At 58.5% G+C, this 15417-nt stretch carries 13 protein-coding genes and 3 pseudogenes; 9 read left to right on the top strand and 7 right to left on the bottom strand.

Annotated features, from left to right (window positions below):
* Positions 1-16 precede the first annotated feature (16 nt).
* The 4 genes from CCR97_RS00155 to CCR97_RS00140 all read left to right on the top strand — a co-directional run bounded on the left by CCR97_RS00155 (position 17) and on the right by CCR97_RS00140 (position 5178).
* Entirely contained in the window at positions 17-436 is a 420-nt protein-coding gene (locus CCR97_RS00155; protein ID WP_111355642.1) for an Hsp20/alpha crystallin family protein, read from the top strand.
* The gene (gene lon / locus CCR97_RS00150) at positions 433-2793 is read left to right on the top strand and encodes an endopeptidase La (protein WP_111355641.1); all 2361 of its coding nucleotides are present in this window, start codon (positions 433-435) and stop codon (positions 2791-2793) included. The genes CCR97_RS00155 and lon overlap by 4 nt, the downstream gene beginning before the upstream one ends.
* A gap of 5 nt (positions 2794-2798) precedes the next feature.
* On the top strand, positions 2799-3407 hold the full coding sequence (locus tag CCR97_RS00145; RefSeq protein ID WP_012047505.1) for a MarC family protein: 609 nt from the start codon (positions 2799-2801) through the stop codon (positions 3405-3407).
* A gap of 82 nt (positions 3408-3489) precedes the next feature.
* Positions 3490-5178, top strand: a complete 1689-nt coding sequence (locus CCR97_RS00140; RefSeq protein ID WP_111355640.1) for a cation:proton antiporter domain-containing protein — start codon at positions 3490-3492, stop codon at positions 5176-5178.
* A 92-nt stretch (positions 5179-5270) separates the two neighbouring features.
* On the opposite strand, the gene CCR97_RS00135 is transcribed toward CCR97_RS00140, so the two are convergent.
* Positions 5271-6056, bottom strand: coding sequence for an LOG family protein (locus tag CCR97_RS00135; RefSeq protein WP_012047503.1), 786 nt, complete (start codon positions 6054-6056; stop codon positions 5271-5273).
* A gap of 228 nt (positions 6057-6284) precedes the next feature.
* Between CCR97_RS00135 and dnaK the strand changes: the two genes are divergently transcribed.
* The 4 genes from dnaK to CCR97_RS00115 are packed head-to-tail and all read left to right on the top strand — an operon-like array spanning position 6285 to position 11833.
* The gene (gene dnaK / locus CCR97_RS00130) at positions 6285-8171 is read left to right on the top strand and encodes a molecular chaperone DnaK (RefSeq protein ID WP_041751153.1); all 1887 of its coding nucleotides are present in this window, start codon (positions 6285-6287) and stop codon (positions 8169-8171) included.
* Positions 8172-8222: 51 nt separating this feature from the next.
* The gene (clpB, locus tag CCR97_RS00125) at positions 8223-10811 is read left to right on the top strand and encodes an ATP-dependent chaperone ClpB (RefSeq protein WP_111355639.1); all 2589 of its coding nucleotides are present in this window, start codon (positions 8223-8225) and stop codon (positions 10809-10811) included.
* Between the two features lie 11 nt (positions 10812-10822).
* A complete protein-coding gene (locus tag CCR97_RS00120; protein WP_111355638.1) occupies positions 10823-11362 on the top strand; it encodes a nucleotide exchange factor GrpE in 540 nt (179 codons plus the stop codon).
* 6 nt (positions 11363-11368) lie between these two features.
* On the top strand, positions 11369-11833 hold the full coding sequence (locus CCR97_RS00115) for an ETC complex I subunit (RefSeq protein ID WP_083780748.1): 465 nt from the start codon (positions 11369-11371) through the stop codon (positions 11831-11833).
* Positions 11834-12122: 289 nt separating this feature from the next.
* Here the strand turns inward: CCR97_RS00115 and CCR97_RS00110 are convergent, their stop codons facing one another.
* A complete protein-coding gene (locus tag CCR97_RS00110; protein ID WP_420826044.1) occupies positions 12123-12341 on the bottom strand; it encodes an Hsp20/alpha crystallin family protein in 219 nt (72 codons plus the stop codon).
* On the opposite strand from CCR97_RS00110, the pseudogene CCR97_RS00105 reads away from it, so the two are divergent.
* Positions 12339-12650: pseudogene (locus CCR97_RS00105) on the top strand (transposase); the annotation flags it as partial. The gene CCR97_RS00110 and the pseudogene CCR97_RS00105 overlap by 3 nt on opposite strands.
* 61 nt (positions 12651-12711) lie before the next feature.
* Here CCR97_RS00105 and yfdX2 read toward each other — a convergent pair.
* From yfdX2 to CCR97_RS31330, 5 genes and pseudogenes are all read right to left on the bottom strand, one after another.
* Positions 12712-13611 carry a heat resistance protein YfdX2 gene (gene yfdX2 / locus CCR97_RS00100; RefSeq protein ID WP_111355637.1) on the bottom strand — a complete coding sequence of 300 codons (900 nt, stop codon included), beginning with the start codon at positions 13609-13611 and terminating at the stop codon, positions 12712-12714.
* Between the two features lie 102 nt (positions 13612-13713).
* Complete coding sequence (gene yfdX1, locus CCR97_RS00095; RefSeq protein ID WP_092156200.1) at positions 13714-14628, bottom strand: heat resistance protein YfdX1; 915 nt, start codon at positions 14626-14628, stop codon at positions 13714-13716.
* Between the two features lie 22 nt (positions 14629-14650).
* Positions 14651-14794 (bottom strand): annotated as a pseudogene (locus CCR97_RS00090) (Hsp20/alpha crystallin family protein); the annotation flags it as partial.
* A 98-nt stretch (positions 14795-14892) separates the two neighbouring features.
* Positions 14893-15048, bottom strand: a pseudogene (locus CCR97_RS00085) (integrase core domain-containing protein); the annotation flags it as partial.
* Between the two features lie 187 nt (positions 15049-15235).
* Positions 15236-15417 (bottom strand): hypothetical protein (locus CCR97_RS31330; RefSeq protein ID WP_207199352.1); only part of this gene is annotated, 182 nt, incomplete at its 5' end.

Genomic DNA, 15417 nt, shown 5'->3' with positions numbered 1-15417 from the left:
TTAGGGGGTCAGATCCATGGCATTTGGCGAAATCGAGCGGTGGATGTGGGCGGATGCTTGTGAGCTCCTGGCTCGCGCGGAGCGCCTTCATCGTCAATTTTTCACGCCTCTTGCCGTCGAAGGCACAATCGGTTGGTCGCCGCCCGTCGACTTGTATGAGACGGAAAACGAATTCATTGCACTGATCGCGTTGCCGGGCGTGGCCCCGGGCGATGTCGAGATCAGTGTCCTGGGGCGGACGCTTGAAGTGCGTGGCCATCGTCGACTGCCGGCATTAGTCAGAGGCGCGGCCATTCATCGGCTCGAGATTCCTCAGGGACGTTTTTTGCTTCGGTTCAACTTGCCCGAGGCGGGCTCAGCGCTCGCGGCGCAGGGTTTTGAGGATGGCTGTCTCCTTCTCCGTCTCGCAAAATCGGCACAAGGCGCGAAACGATGAACGAACAAGTATCGCCATCAAATCAAAGCAACACCAAGCTTCCGCCGGGCGCACTGATATTGCTGCCCGTGCGCAACATGGTGCTGTTCCCCGGAGTCGTGATGCCGCTGACGGTGGGGCGGCAACGTTCCCAGGCCGCCGCTCAGGAGGCTTTGCGCGGCGAACGCCCGATCGGCATCGTGTTGCAGACCGATCCGACGGTCGACGAGCCAAGCGACGATCAGCTTCATCGTATCGGCACAGTCGCAGAAATCCTGCGCTACGTGACGGCGCCGGACGGCACCCATCATCTGATCGCCCGCGGCACGCGCCGGTTTCGTATCCAAAGCGTCTTGGCAGGATATCCCTTTCTGGCCGCGCAGGTGGAGGAAATCGGGGAAGCCGAAGTCCTCACGCCGGAAATCGAGGGCCGGGTGCAATTGCTGCGACAGCGGGCGCACGAGGCCATGCAGCTCTTGCCGAATGTCCCGGCCGAGCTTGTCGCAGGACTTGACGGGGTTCAGTCGGCCTCGGCGCTGGCCGACTTCGTCGCCAACCTGATGGACATCAAGCCGTCTGACAAGCAGGACATTCTCGAAACATTCGACGTCAAAACGCGGCTTGAAAAAACGATTCGGTTCCTGACCGAGCGTATTCAGGTGCTCCGTATCAGCAAAGAGATTGGCGAGCAGACGCAGGAGACACTCAGTACGCAGCAACGCGAGCACATCCTGCGCGAGCAGATGCGGCAGATCCAGCGCCAGCTCGGCGAGTCCGACGATCGTTCCGCCGAGCTCGAAGAACTGAAGCGCGCTATCGAATCGGCAGGCATGCCGAAGGAGGTCGAGGATCAGGCCAAGAAGGAGCTGCGGCGTCTCGAACGGATGCCAGATGCCGCCGGCGAGTATTCCATGATCCGCACCTATCTCGACTGGCTCATCGAATTGCCTTGGTCAAAACTGGCCGACGAGAGGATCGACATTCAAGAAGCGCGCCGCATCCTCGACGAAGACCACTACGATCTCGACAAGGTCAAGAAGCGCATTCTCGAATATCTTGCGGTGCGCAAGCTTAATCCGGATGGCAAAGCGCCGATTCTCTGTTTCGTCGGCCCGCCGGGCGTCGGCAAGACCTCGCTTGGTCAGAGCATCGCCCGGGCGACCGGACGTCCCTTCGCGCGCCTGAGCCTCGGCGGCGTTCACGACGAGGCGGAGATTCGCGGGCATCGCCGAACCTATATCGGTGCGCTTCCTGGGAACATCATTCAGGCTATTCGCAAAGCGGGCGCGCGCAATCCGGTCCTGATGCTCGATGAGATGGACAAGCTTGGCGCCGGGTTTCACGGCGACCCTTCGTCGGCCCTGCTCGAAGTGCTCGATCCCGAGCAGAACCGCACTTTCCGCGATAACTATCTGGGCCTACCCTTCGACCTATCGAAAGTGCTGTTCATCGGAACCGCCAATATTCCGGACAGCATTCCCGGCCCCCTGCGCGATCGCATGGAGATGATCTCGGTCCCCGGTTATACGGAAGATGAAAAACTGCAGATCGCCAAGCGCTACCTCATCAAGCGACAGCTCGATGCTGCCGGCTTGAAGGCCGAGCAATGCGACATTTCCGACGAGGCGCTCCGGGGGATCATCCGGTATTACACGCGCGAGGCCGGCTGCCGCAACCTGGAGAGAGAAATCGGCGCGCTCTGCCGCCACGCCGCGATGCGTATTGCCGAGGGCAAAGATACCGCGGTCAAGATCGGCGAGGCGGACCTGCCAACGATTCTCGGGCCCCATCGCTTCGAGGACGAGGTCGCGATGCGCACCAGCGTCCCGGGCGTCGCCACCGGACTTGCCTGGACGCCGACCGGCGGCGACATCCTGTTCATTGAGGCAGCGCGCGTGCCCGGAAGCGGCAAGCTCATTCTGACGGGGCAACTTGGTGACGTGATGAAGGAGAGCGCGCAAGCCGCGCTCAGTCTTGTCAAATCGCGCGCCGAGAGCCTCGGCATCGATCCTGCCCAGTTCGAAAAGTCGGATATTCACGTTCATGTGCCGGCAGGCGCGATTCCGAAGGACGGCCCGAGCGCGGGCGTTGCCATGTTCATCGCCTTGACCTCGCTTCTGACCGCCCGTACGGCACGAGGCGACACCGCGATGACAGGCGAGATTTCGCTCCGTGGACTGGTTCTGCCGATCGGCGGCGTCAAGGAGAAGGTCCTCGCTGCGGTGCGGGGCGGCATTGAAACGGTCATGCTTCCCGAACGAAACAGAAAGGATCTCGAAGATATCCCTCCTGATGCGCGACAACGGATCAAATTCGTTTGGATGCGGACCGTCGATGACGCAATCGCGGCGGCGCTTGAACCGCCTAAGGGGAAATAGCTCGCGTGCCGTCGACGCTGGAATTCGTCATTACGACCTTCGTCACATTTTTTGTGGTGATCGACCCACTTGGCATTCTCCCGATCTTCATGGCCTTGACCGGAAAAAAGAGTGTCGCGATCCGACAACAAATTGCAGTTCGCGCCGTCCTTCTTGCTGGCCCGATTTTGATCGTGTTTGCGTTCGCCGGCGATACTGTTTTTCGCTTTCTGGGCATATCGCTCCCGGCGTTTCGAATTGCCGGCGTCCCAGCGGACTACGGACTGCAACCGAGGCCGAAGAAGACGAGGCAGAGCAAAGCACGGACGTGGCGGTTTTTCCACTTGCAGTACCGCTCTGCCGGTCCGGGCGCAATGACCTCCGTCATTCTTATTATGGGAAAGGCAGGCAGCGATTTCCTGATTCAGCTTATCGCAATGTCTACCCTCCTCTCTGTGTTGCTGCTTTGCCTATTGGTCTTCCTTTTTGCATCGCGACTGATGGCCGTGCTCGGATTGACGGGCGTCAATGTCATAGGGCGCGTTTTTGGGATCGTGCTTGCGGGACTCGCCATTCAATATATGCTCGACGGGTTTGCCGCTTATATTGCAATTCTGAAACCATTTGACGCGTGAAGCCTATCGGCCAGCGGTCAGTCTGCAGATCGATCGCAGGCTCACAATTCGTCGTGGAAGCACGGCTTGTGCGATAAAACGTATGCAAGACCTTCTCGCTATATCGGTCGTGTTGATCGCCGCAGCTGCGATTGCGGCTGGTCTATGCGCTCGAATGCGAATTCCAACCCTCCTTGGTTATATTCTAGCCGGGGTCATAATTGGCCCATCGGTCGGAAGGCTCGTGCAGCCCGGCGACGCATTGACGTTTCTCTCAGAAATCGGCGTCATTTTGCTGATGTTCACGGTCGGTCTCGAACTGTCAGTCGCCGAACTATGGGCAACACGCTGGCGTGTTCTTTCGGCCGGCGGGCTACAGTTTGCTTTGGGTAGCGTCGCATTCGGAGGAGTAGCGTATTTGCTCGGCGCCTCTCCAAGTGCGGCCGTCATGGTCGGGGCGGCCGCAGCGGTGTCATCGACGGCGATCTGCGCCAAACAATTGGCTGATCAGGGCGAGCTTACCACGCGCCATGGCCGAACCAGCGTGGCCGTTCTGCTATTCCAGGACATTGCAACCGCTCCTCTTCTCGCGGCGCTTCCATTGCTAGCCAGTAGGACCGAGGCTGGCACCCAAATTGCGATTGAAGTGGTTCGAATTCTGGCGATCCTCGGCATCATCGTCCTGGTGGGAAAACCGATTCTTTATCGGTCGTTGGCATGGGTTGCCCGTCACGGTCATTCTGAAGCCTTTCTGCTCGCTTCAATCTTGCTCGTTCTGATAACAGCGTGGATCAGCCATTATCTCGGAATTGAGCCTGCTCTGGGGGCATTCATTGCGGGTCTTGTTCTAGGGGAGAGCGACTTCCGACATCGCATCGAAGACGACATTCGTCCCTTCCGGGATTTAATGGTTGGATTGTTTTTTATCACGACTGGAGTGCAACTCAATCTTGCTCTTGTCACGCAATCTCCGCTCAGCGTGATTTTTTGGCTGTTCCTGCTGGTGCCAATCAAAATTGTTATCAGCGCGATAGCACTACGTCTCGCGAAGCTCGGTTCGCTTGATGCCGGACGAGGGGCAATCATCCTGGGCCACGGGGGCGAATTCGGATTGCTGCTCGTGAGCTTGGGAATCAGCGCAGACTTTCTGCCCGCAACCATCGGACAGCCAGCGATGATCGCGATCGCAATATCCATGGCGCTGGCGCCGCTTTTGATTCGAGAACATGATCGGTTAGTGCAACACATATTCCGCGCCCACCGGCAACCACACCACCCTCAGCTCGAGGAGCTGGAAGGATTTGATCAGTCGAAGGACCTACAACAGCACGTGCTCGTTTGCGGTGCCGGCTCCCTTGGCCGGATCGTATCGAGAGCGCTCTTGAAAGCCGGCATATCTCATCTTTTGTTCGAAACGCGCTACGAGCCATTTGTGCAAGCGAAAGAGTTGGGATTGCCCGTCATTCTCGGAGATGCGAGCCGGCTCGCGACTCTGGAAGCGGCTGGTGTGGAGCGCGCCCGGGCGGTTGTCGTCACCTTCCACCAGCACCGACCGGCATTCAGGATACTTCGTGCGTTGCGGCATCGCTTTCCAAACCTGGCTTTGATTGCCAGCGCGAGAACCGAAGCAGCGGCGGAGGAGCTTCAGCTCATCGGGAACGTCAACGTGTTTCATGAACATATTGCCGCTGGGCTGGCGCTTGCGAGGCAATGTTTGCAGGAAGTAGGATTGCCCCGCGATCGTCTTGAGGTATTATTCTCGAAAATGCGCCGGGAGCTCCACACCGAATGAATATCAGTCGGGGTTATCGCGCAACTGAATAGGACTTGTTGCTCATCCCAATGGGTGCCTCGCGACCGGGTGTAGAGGCCGCAAAGAAATTGTCATGGAGAGTCCTGACGTGGCGAAAAGGCGCATAACAGATGCTCCTTGAGCAACGCCCACGCTTCTTCCGCATCGTCGGCGAACATAAACAGGCTCGTGTCCTGAGGCGCGATCATGCCTTCCGACACCAAGACATCAAGATTTAGAAGCGAGCGCCAGTAAGAGTGATCGAAAAGAAGAATTGGAATTTGTGAAATTTTGGCGGTTTGCTTCAACGTCAATATTTCAAACATCTCATCCAGAGTGCCAAATCCTCCGGGAAAGATTACGAGCGCATTCGCTCGCATCGCGAGATGCATTTTGCGTATAGCAAAATACTGGAATCGAAATGTCAGCTCGGGTGTCGAATAGGCATTGGGCTGTTGTTCGTGAACGAGCGTGATGTTGTAGCCGATGGAAGGGGCATCGGCATCACATGCGCCTCGGTTGGCGGCCTCCATCAAGCCCGGTCCTCCACCGGTCGCAATTACGTTATCGCGGACCGGGCCATTTGATCTCTTTGCGCCGCCACGTTCCGAAACGATGCGGGCGAATTCGCGAGCTTGCCGATACCAGGTCGCATGCCGGGGAGGCCCATTTTCACGCACGCGTGCACTGCCGAACACGACGACCGTCGAGCGCACGCCCCACGCGCGCAGAGCCTCTTCCGCTTTGGCGTACTCAAGTTGAAGCCGGATACCGCGTGTCGACTCTCCAAGAATGAAGTCCTGGTCGAGCGCGGCGAGCTGATAGGTCCGAGACTGAAGCTGTTTTCTATTGTCGATAGGGGTCGTTTGCGCTGTCATCCGGTAGTCCTTCTTAGTGGCACGATGAAATTCGCGTTTTTGCCGAGCCCCGGTCCGGAAATCCGGTTGCCGTCTCGGGAAATCCGACGCAGGATGCTGATCGAAAGATCGGAATGTTGATATCCGTCAACGTGATCGGGCAGCATGTCGGTTGAAATACAAGTAACGCCGAGATCCGGCTAGGCGTCGGGCTGATTTAACTCGTCCCCGGAACGAGAGGAGAACGTGATGGCAAAGGCGATCGGGATCGATCTGGGAACGACCAATTCCTGCGTTGCCGTGATGGAAGGCAACCAGGCGAAAGTGATCGAGAACGCAGAAGGCGCCCGCACCACTCCCTCCATGGTGGCCTTCACCGATACGGGGGAGGTTCTCGTCGGGCAACCCGCCAAGCGCCAAAGCATCACGAATCCCGAAAATACGATCTTCGCCATCAAGCGCCTGATCGGTCGCCGGTACGACGATCCGATGACGCAGAAGGACAAGGGCATGGTGCCCTATAATATTGTGCCAGGCCCCAATGGCGATGCCTGGGTGGAGGTCCGCGGCAAGAAATATAGCCCGAGTCAGATCAGCGCATTCATTCTTACGAAGATGAAGGAAACCGCGGAGGCCTACCTTGGCACCAAAGTAACCGAGGCGGTCATTACGGTTCCTGCCTATTTCAACGATGCTCAGCGCCAAGCCACCAAGGACGCGGGGCGTATCGCCGGACTCGACGTGCTGCGCATTATCAACGAGCCGACCGCGGCAGCATTGGCCTATGGTCTTGAAAAGAAGGGAACCGGCAAGATCGCTGTGTACGATCTCGGTGGCGGAACCTTTGATATTTCAGTTCTCGAGGTTGGCGACGGAGTATTCGAGGTCAAATCGACGAACGGTGACACGTTTCTGGGAGGCGAAGACTTCGACAAGCGGATCATCGATTACTTGGCGGATGAGTTCAAAAAGGAGAACGGGATCGATCTTCGCGGCGACCGGCTCGCCCTCCAGCGCCTAAAGGATGCCGCCGAGAAAGCCAAAATCGAGCTATCAAGCGCGACGCAGACCGAGGTCAATCTGCCGTTCATCACCGCCGACCAGCACGGTCCGAAGCATCTCACGATCAAGCTGTCGCGCGCCAAACTGGAAGCGTTGGTTGACGATCTCATTCAGAAGACGGTGCCACCATGTCAAGCGGCACTGAAGGACGCCGGGATCGCAGCCTCTCAAATCGACGAGGTCGTTTTGGTTGGCGGCCAAACACGCATGCCTAAGGTTCAGGAGACGGTGCAGAAGCTGTTCGGGCGCGAACCGCACAAGGGCGTCAATCCGGATGAGGTCGTGGCGGTCGGTGCGGCGATTCAGGCGGGCGTTCTTCAAGGCGATGTTAAGGATGTCCTTCTGCTTGACGTGACGCCGCTTTCGCTTGGCATTGAGACGCTTGGCGGTGTGATGACTAAGCTAATCGAGCGCAACACGACCATTCCGACCAAGCGCAGCCAGGTATTCTCGACCGCCGAGGACAACCAGACCGCGGTGACGATTCGCGTTTTTCAGGGCGAGCGTGAGATGGCGGCTGACAACAAGCTGCTTGGACAATTCGACCTGGTCGGGATTCCGCCTGCCCCACGAGGATTACCTCAGATCGAGGTTACTTTCGATATTGATGCCAATGGAATCGTCAACGTGTCCGCTAAGGACAAGGCAAGCGGCAAGGAGCAGACAATTCGCATCCAGGCTTCCGGCGGACTGACCGAAGCCGACATCCAGCGTATGGTCAAGGAAGCCGAAGCGCACGCCGAGGAAGACAAGCGCCGCAAGGAGCTGGTGGAGGCACGCAACCAGGCGGATGCCACTATCTACGGTGCGGAAAAGCGTCTCCAAGAGGTCGGCAATCAAGTTGCCCCGGATGCAAAGACCGCAGTCGAACAAGCAATTTCGGCTGCCAAGGACGCCATGGCTGGCGAGGATGTCGGCGGCATCCGGCAGGCGACCGAAAAGCTTGCGCAAGAAGCCATGCGCCTGCAGCCGACAGGCGGTGGAACCAGTACCTCCTCTGGTGCTTCTAGTGCCCCGGAGTCAGATGTTGTCGATGCCGAATTCGAGGAAGTGGACAAGCGAAAATCCGGTTAGCCGAGAGGTTTGTCTCTCACGAAACGTGTCGACAGGAACAAGAGTACCGCCATGCAGATCGAGAAATATACCGACCGGCTTAAAGCGCTGGTGCAATCCGCACAATCGCTCGCGCTACGAAGCGGGCACCAGCAACTCACGCCGGTTCATGTGCTGAAAGCGTTGCTGGACGATGAAGACCGGCTAGCCCTCAATCTGATCGATGCCGCTGCGGGCGCTGGGGCGAGTGCCCAGGTTAAACAAGCGGCCGAACAGGAGCTGCAAAGGCTGCCCAAAGTCGAAGGCAGCGGCGCAGGCCAGATTTATCTCGCTCCGGAGGCGGCGCGGTTGTTCGATCAAGCCGAACAGCTATCGCAGAAAGCCGGCGATGCCTACGTCACCGTCGAATATATGTTGATGGCTCTGGCGATGGCGAGCGGCGCCGTTGGCGACCTCCTCAAGCGCGCAGGTGTCACGCCGCAGGCGCTCAACAAGGCGATCGGTGACATCCGGAAAGGGCGAACCGCGGACACGGCATCGGCCGAACAGGGCTATGACGCGCTCAAGAAATATACGCGTGATTTCACCGAGGAGGCGCGTCAGAACAAGCTCGATCCGGTTATTGGTCGTGACGAAGAGGTCCGGCGCACCATTCAGGTGCTTTCGCGACGGACCAAGAACAACCCTGTTCTGATCGGCGAGCCAGGAGTCGGAAAGACGGCGATCGTGGAAGGCCTGGCGCAACGCATCGTCAAGGGTGATGTGCCGGAAGCCTTGAAAAGCCGTCGGCTGCTGGCGCTCGATCTTGGAGCGCTGCTGGCTGGGGCCAAATATCGAGGCGAATTTGAAGAGCGCCTCAAGGCCGTGCTGCAGGAGCTTAGCAGCGCGGGCGACGTCATTCTGTTCATTGACGAACTCCACACCCTGGTTGGCGCCGGCAAGGCGGAAGGGGCGATGGATGCTTCCAATATGCTCAAGCCTGCGCTTGCGCGTGGCGAACTGCACTGCATCGGCGCAACGACGCTGGACGAGTACCGAAAGCATATCGAGAAGGACGCGGCGCTCGCTCGACGCTTCCAGCCGGTGTTTGTTGGCGAGCCGTCGGTCGAGGAGACGATTTCGATCTTGCGCGGTCTCAAAGAAAAATACGAGGTCCATCACGGCGTTCGCATTACCGATGGTGCGATTGTCGCCGCCGCGACCCTGTCCAATCGCTACATCACCGATAGATTTTTGCCGGACAAAGCCATTGACCTTGTGGACGAGGCGGCTAGCCGCGTCCGCATGGAAGCCGATTCCAAGCCGGAGGAGGTCGACGAAATCGACCGCCGCATCATTCAGCTTAAGATCGAGCGTGAGGCCCTGAAGAAAGAGACAGATGAAGCGTCGAAGGAGCGCCTCAAGAAAGTCGACCAAGAAATCGCCGAGTTGGAAAAGAAATCGGCCGATCTCACCTCGATTTGGAAGGCGGAGAAGGAAAAGCTCGCCTCCGTGCAGAAAATCAAAGAGCAACTCGATCAGGCACGCAGCGAACTGGAGAGCGTGCAGCGGCGCGGCGATCTCACGCGTGCTGGCGAGCTTATGTATTCCATTATCCCGCAACTGGAGAAGAAGCTCGCCGAGACCCCCGCGCAAGGACGGATGTTCAAGCAGGAGGTAACCGCCGAGGAGATCGCAGAAGTCGTGTCGCGGTGGACTGGAATTCCGGTTGACAAGATGATGGATGGCGAGCGCGAAAAACTGCTTCACATGGAAGATAAGCTGCGTGAACGCGTGGTGGGGCAGGACCAGGCCATTGTCGTCGTCGCGGATGCCGTGCGGCGAGCACGGGCCGGTCTTCAGGATCCCCATCGGCCGATCGGCTCATTCCTGTTCTTGGGCCCCACCGGCGTCGGCAAGACGGAGCTTTGCAAGGCGCTTGCGGAATTCCTGTTCGATGACGAACAGGCAATGGTTCGCATCGACATGTCCGAATACATGGAAAAGCATTCGGTTGCCCGACTTATCGGCGCGCCTCCCGGCTATGTCGGCTATGAGGAAGGAGGTTCCCTGACGGAAGCCGTCCGCAGGCGCCCGTATCAGGTGATTTTGTTCGATGAGGTCGAGAAGGCACACAGCGATGTTTTCAACATCTTGCTGCAGGTGCTCGACGACGGGCGGCTTACCGACGGACAAGGCCGCACCGTCGATTTCCGCAACACGATCATCGTGCTCACCTCAAACCTGGGGGCCGAATATCTGGCCGCGCTTCCCGAAGGAAAACCGGCCGAGGAGGCGCGCGAACAGGTGATGGAGGTGGTGCGGCGCTCCTTCCGACCGGAATTTCTCAACCGTCTCGATGAGATCATCTTGTTCAACCGGCTCGGTCGCAGCGAAATGAAGCGGATTGTCGACATTCAGCTTCGGCATCTGCAGTCGCTGCTGGCGGATCGCAAGATCACGCTCGAAGTCGACGACAAGGCGAAGACGTGGCTCGGCAACACCGGTTACGATCCGGTCTACGGCGCGCGACCGCTCAAACGCGTCATTCAGCGACAACTCCAGAATCCGCTCGCCAGCATGCTTCTGTCAGGAAAAATCAAAGATGGCGATACGGTCAAGGTAACCGTGCTTGATGGCCAGATTGCAGTGAACGGCTCCAAATTGGCGCAGGCAGCATAGGATCTGTGACGATGTCATCACCGCATAGCATAGAAGACGAGGCGGTTGCCACCGAAGCCACCGATGTCGCCACGCTTTTGTCCGAAAATGCTTCGTTGAAGGATCGTCTTCTGCGCGCGCTCGCCGACGCCGAAAATGCGAGGCGGCAAGCTGATCGGAAGGCTGAGGATACGCGCAAATTTGCCGTCGCAGAATTCGCACGCGAGTTATTGCCGGTTATCGATAATCTTCAGCGTGTGATCGAAGCAAGAAAAACGGTGCCATCTACACAGCATGATGCGCTATTGGAAGGCGTCGAGACGACCTTGCGACTGTTTCTCCAGACGCTGGAGCGATTTGGCGTCAAGAAGATCGCTGCGTCCGGGCAACGATTCGATCCATCCCTGCATGAGGCGCTAATGGAAGCAGAGGACGCATCGCATCCACCGGGAATAATAACGCGAGTGCTGGAAGATGGTTATATGATCCATGACCGCTTGTTGAGGCCAGCACGAGTGGTCGTGTCAAAAAAGCACCCACCCACCGACCACGGGTCCATATTGCAAGATTGATACTTCATGTCGGCGGATCGCGATCACAATCGCTGCAAGGGATGGCCAAAGCTGCCTGGCACTGACATGGCCGTGCCGGGAAGCGTGCCGCCAGTGCTGATATACAGAACCGAACGCTCGGTGACCCAGTCTGCTCCGGGTCGGCGCCGTTGGATACTGGAGTTTGAGCGAAGCGCGGCGCCGTTCATCGAGCCGTTGATGGGATGGACCGGAAGCAGTGATCCCTTTGCTTCGATTCGTCTGGAGTTCCCAGATTGCGAAAGTGCCGTCGGTTTTGCGGAAAAGAATGGGTGGGACTATCGGGTGATCGATCCTCCAGCTCGAAAACCGCTGATCAAAGGTTACGCGGATCGGTTCAAATATGAGCTTGCCGATGCGATGGCTCGCGCCGCTCACGGCAGATCAAAATGCTCGGAACAATCGAGCATAACCAGGACAGAGTCTCCGAGCGGCTGGCCGAACCGGAAGTAGCCGCGTAGTCAGCCCGTTATTGCGATACTGAGCAGGAACAAGCCACGTCGATGTTTTATCGGTGTAGCCCGATGATAGGCGCAAGGCGCGTGAGAGCGGTTGCGGCTGTTCCGCCGGCTCACGAGCCCCGTTTGTACCGGGGCCACGATGTTCATGGACCATCAGCGGAGGTCCGTCGATCCGCGGAGGCGGCGTGCACCTCATCCGTGATTGGCAAGGGCACGCCAATGAGCCGCCGCGGCTTGCTCCGATCTGCCCAGAAAACACGGACAATTTGCAGGGATCGCCACTAAACGGCCTTCACTTCAATCTTCTTTTCCGGCTTCTGCGCCCCGGGTGCCTTCGGGCGCGTTACGGTGAGCACGCCCTTTTTGAAGCTGGCATCGATTTTGTCGGCGTCAACGCCCTCGGGTATTCGGAAGTGACGCTCAAACGAGCCGAAATGCCGCTCGCGTAGATGATATCCCGTTTTCTTTTCTTCCTTGTCCTCTTGTTTTTCGCCGCGGATCTCATGGCCGAGCGCGACAGCGATCCCGGCGTGCTGCTCGGTGACAGGGGCTACGACAGTGACCGCCTGCGGCAGGATGCGCGCGACCGGGGGGCCCAGCCGGAGATCCCGACCAAGCGGAGCCGCAAGGTGCAGCACAGCGTCAACCGACGCCTCTACGCCCTGCGTTCCCGCATCGAGTGCTTCATCAACCGTCTCAAGAACTGCCGCCGCGTGGCCACCCGCTACGACCACACCGCTTCCAGCTTTCTCGGCTTCGCCCTGCTCGGCTGCATCCGCTTATGGATCAGGTTCGTCCACGCGGCCTAATGGGGTGAAAAAGCATACACTCCTGAGCAAAGAGAGGGGCGCGACGCGCCCCTCTTACGCCCTATCCAGCGGTTTCAAACAACTTGGACAGCTTTGCCTTGATTTCATCGAGCCAGCCTTTTCCGCCGCCTCCCCCAGCCGTCTTTTGCTTGACTTTCCTGAGTTCAGCATACAGGGGCTCAAAGTCCTTTTTCTTTCCATAGCCCAGCAGTTCTGCCATTTCCAACTGCTGCCGCGCTTCGTTCAAGAATGTCTCCAGGCGCTCATTGGACGCTTCGCTCCGCTGACCATCTTCTACCAAGGTCTCGGCGCGCTTCAGGAGCAGCCTGGCGCGCAGGGCGGGCAGCGGATGCACGCTGCGCGTCTCGACCAGCGTGCTGAGCGCTGCCTGCAGCGCGGCTTTGGCTTCTTCAATCTTGCCCTGATCGATCAGCGGCACGACTGACTTCACGGCTGCGGGATAGGACGCCAGAGGGATGTTGGTGACCGCGATCACGATTTCACTGGCCAGCAAAGCCAGCACGTGACGTGCCTGTTGCACCTCGCCATGTTTGAGGGCATCCAGCGCCTCGTCGGTCATCGCCTCAATGGTTTCCGTGTTGGCGAACAAGTCGTGCACGATGGTGCGCACATCAACGGGGGCCAGGGCAAGCGTGGGTTCGCGCGCAACAATCAGCTCCAGCTTTCCAGTCACTTCGGCCAGCATTGCCAATGCGCGTGCAGCGTCCTTGCCGTCAAGTGCGGCCAGCGCTGATTTGGTCAGCGCCAAGGCCGAGACGGCCTCATCGAGGACTTGTTTACGTTTGTCTGCCGCCTGCGAGCCCGTTTCCTTCTGAACCTCAGGCTGTACCTCCGTGACGACTTCAGGCTTGGCCTCTGGACTGACAGGAAGGCTGCTTACCGCGGCCTGTTCGTTTATTTCTTTGTTCGTCGCATTGGGATTCGATGTTTGCTCATTCATGGTGATATGCCTCGTATGAGTTAGTGAAAATAGGCGAATCTATTGGGGCTGACTGCGAACATCGCGAGACTGACCGACCGAACAGTCGGCCCCTTCATCACCTCAAAACAGCTTTTGGAGGCGCGTCTTCAACTCGTCGAACCATCCCTTGCCGCTTTTGCCACCAGCCGACTTTTGCTCAATGGACTTCACCTGATCGAAGATGGGTTTGAAATCCGCCTTCTTGCCATAACCCAGGATCTGCGCCATCTCGATCTCCGTGCGCACGGACGACAGCAAGGTGCTGAGCTCCTCGTTCTGCTTGGCATCGCGCTTGTCGGTCTCGGCCAGCTTTTCAGCTTTTGCCATCGCGGCTTCAGCCCGTAGCACGGGCAGAGGAAAGGCGACCGAGGTCACCACCAGCGTGTTCAGTGCTCGGGCGAGTTCCGCCTTGGCGTCGTCGATCTTGCCGCTGTCGATGAGCCGTGCGGCCGACTTGATCGCTGCCGGGTACGTTGCCATCGGCAGGTTGTCGGTTTCGATCACGATTTCGCTGGCCAGATTGGCGACGATGGGCCGGGCCTTTTGCACCTCGCCATCACCCAACAACTCCCGAGACAACTCGACCGCTTTCTTCACCGTTTCCACGTTGGCGTGGATATCGTGGGTGATGACGCGTACATCGACCGGCGCCAAAGCAAGTTTGGCGTCGCGTGCCAATACCAGTTCCAGCTTTCCGCTGGCCAGTTCCAGCGCAGCGAGCGCCTCCTTGGTCTTCTTTGCCTCAAGGAGTGTCAAAGCCTCCTGGGTCTTGGTGAGCGCCGTGATGGCGTCCTGAGTGAGCTCAGCACGCTTTTTTTCGGCTTCCCGGGCGGCCTTGTCATCTACCTGTGGCTGCGCCGCCTTGGATGCGGCAGAGGGTGCTGCAGCACCTGGGCTAGAACCTGCCGCCGATTGGGCCTGAGCCGGTCCGCTAAGTCCGACGACGACCGCCAGGGCAAGTGCGGAGAAGGTTGATTGGGGCTGTTTGATATTCATGATCTTGGGCTCCTAATTAAAGTTAGTTGACTGAGATTTCAATCTGTTTCGGTTTGGCTTGCTCGGCCTTGACAAGCCGCACTTCCAGCGCGCCGTCTTTCATCGAAGCCGTCACCTTGGTCGGATCAACGTTGTCAGGCAAGACAAATCTGCGCACAAAGTGACCTGCCACTGAACTTTCATCCAGCGGCGATTAGAGTCTCGACCGTTTCTGAACCGATCCTGAAGTTTGGACCACCTGCGGTTAGAGTTTCCCGGCTTCGATCAGGGTGACGGGCTGGCTACGTCACCCGATTTCGTCAGCACAATCGGGGACTTGTTCCCGATGGCACCATGGGGCCGTTCCTCATTGTAGTATCGACGCCAATCCTCCAGCTTTTCGCGGGCATCCGCAAGAGACAGGAACCAATGCTGGTTCAGATGGGGTAATCGGGGCTTGGGCTCGGCCAGCGTTGGCGCTCATGCTGCCGGTTTTTGGAGAGGAGCGCCCCATGTCCTTGCTCTACGCCGGTCTCGATGTTTCGCTGGAGATGACCAGCATCTGTGTGGTCGATGCGGACGGCCGCATCGTTCTGGAGACGAAAGTGGCTTCCGATCCGGTAACCACTCACCCCTTTGGGGCCGCCGTCAACATTGTAGCAGCGCGATCGAGCGCACCACGGCTCAGCGTGGCGCGGATGGCGTCGAGGGCGCCGATGGCGCGGCGGCGAGCGGTTTCGAGCACGGATCGAACGTCCGCGTAGAGGTGGGCGCCCCACTCGGACCGGAAGCCGTTGGTCACCTTGCGGA

The sequence above is a fragment of the Rhodoplanes elegans genome, assembly GCF_016653355.1.
In the GTDB taxonomy this organism is placed as follows: domain Bacteria; phylum Pseudomonadota; class Alphaproteobacteria; order Rhizobiales; family Xanthobacteraceae; genus Rhodoplanes; species Rhodoplanes elegans.
This window is presented reverse-complemented; position numbering and strand designations above follow the sequence as displayed.

Excerpts from the sequence above, each read along its gene's own strand:
- yfdX1 (WP_092156200.1), bottom strand. The coding sequence starts at position 14,628 with ATGAATATCAAACAGCCCCAATCAACCTTCTCCGCACTTGCCCTGGCG.
- CCR97_RS00120 (WP_111355638.1), top strand. The coding sequence starts at position 10,823 with ATGTCATCACCGCATAGCATAGAAGACGAGGCGGTTGCCACCGAAGCC.
- CCR97_RS00135 (WP_012047503.1), bottom strand. The coding sequence starts at position 6,056 with ATGACAGCGCAAACGACCCCTATCGACAATAGAAAACAGCTTCAGTCT.
- CCR97_RS00115 (WP_083780748.1), top strand. The coding sequence starts at position 11,369 with ATGTCGGCGGATCGCGATCACAATCGCTGCAAGGGATGGCCAAAGCTG.
- dnaK (WP_041751153.1), top strand. The coding sequence starts at position 6,285 with ATGGCAAAGGCGATCGGGATCGATCTGGGAACGACCAATTCCTGCGTT.
- clpB (WP_111355639.1), top strand. The coding sequence starts at position 8,223 with ATGCAGATCGAGAAATATACCGACCGGCTTAAAGCGCTGGTGCAATCC.
- lon (WP_111355641.1), top strand. The coding sequence starts at position 433 with ATGAACGAACAAGTATCGCCATCAAATCAAAGCAACACCAAGCTTCCG.
- yfdX2 (WP_111355637.1), bottom strand. The coding sequence starts at position 13,611 with ATGAATGAGCAAACATCGAATCCCAATGCGACGAACAAAGAAATAAAC.
- CCR97_RS00140 (WP_111355640.1), top strand. The coding sequence starts at position 3,490 with ATGCAAGACCTTCTCGCTATATCGGTCGTGTTGATCGCCGCAGCTGCG.
- CCR97_RS00155 (WP_111355642.1), top strand. The coding sequence starts at position 17 with ATGGCATTTGGCGAAATCGAGCGGTGGATGTGGGCGGATGCTTGTGAG.